The organism is Variovorax sp. Varisp85 (assembly GCF_047304045.1).
Classification (GTDB): domain Bacteria; phylum Pseudomonadota; class Gammaproteobacteria; order Burkholderiales; family Burkholderiaceae_C; genus Variovorax.
This window is the reverse complement of the sequence record NZ_JBGLYN010000145.1, coordinates 1-981: the sequence shown is the minus strand read 5'-3', so window position 1 is coordinate 981 and position 981 is coordinate 1. Positions and strand designations below refer to the sequence as shown.

The following is a 981-nucleotide window of genomic DNA, read 5'->3' as shown; positions in this document are numbered from 1 at the left end:
GCCAAACACCCAATCCACTCAGGACGCCCAACCGGATGAACACCCATAAGCATGCCCGACTTACCTTTGCCCGCCGATTCGAGATGGTCAAGCAGATGACGCTGGAGGGCTTGGATGCTGTGCGCGCAGCTGCCGCACACGGCGTCACTGCACCCACAGCCAGGAAGTGGCTTGGTCGCTATCTGGCGGGCGGAGAAGCCGCCTTGGCCGATGCCTCCTCCAAGCCAACACGCTCGCCCAGGGCCATCGACTCGGGCAAGGCCTTGCTCATCCTCGAGTTGCGTAAACGTCGGATGCTGCAGTCACGCATTGCTCGCAGCGTGGGCGTCTCGGCCTCGACTGTCAGCCGCGTGCTGACCCGAGCAGGCATGTCCAAGCTGAGCGACCTGGAGCCTGCCGAGCCGATCGTGCGCTACGAGCACGAAGCTCCTGGAGATCTGCTGCACATCGACACCAAGAAGCTTGGGCGCATCGTGCGTCCCAGCCATCGCGTCACGGGCAACCGACGCGACTCGGTCGATGGTGCTGGCTGGGAGACATTGTTCGTGGCCATCGACGACCACGCAAGGCTGGCGTTCACCGCCATGCACCCCGACGAGAAGCAGGTGCAAGCGGTCCTGTTCCTGCGCAATGCGGTGAACTATTACGCCCGCCTGGGCATCACTGTGCGGAGACTGCTGACTGACAACGGCCCGGCGTTCCGCTCGCGCGAGTTCAAGGCGACTTGCACTGAACTGGGTATCAGGCACAGCTTCACGCGACCCTACCGACCGCAGACAAACGGCAAGGCCGAGAGGTTCATCCAGTCCGCGTTGCGCGAGTGGGCCTACGGCTGGACCTACCAGAACTCAGCTCACCGAACCGATGCCCTGGCGAGCTGGCAGCACCACTACAACTGGCATCGCCCGCACAGCGGCATCGGCGGTATCGCGCCTATGTCCAGACTCAACTCGTCAAGAAACAACCTCTTGACGCTTCACA

General features: G+C 62.9%; 1 protein-coding gene. It reads left to right on the top strand.

What is annotated here, in order from left to right; translation table 11 throughout:
* Window positions 1-35: 35 nt before the first annotated feature.
* The coding region (locus ACCC97_RS28770) for an IS481 family transposase (RefSeq protein WP_413336379.1) at window positions 36-981 on the top strand (946 nt) is incomplete at its 3' end.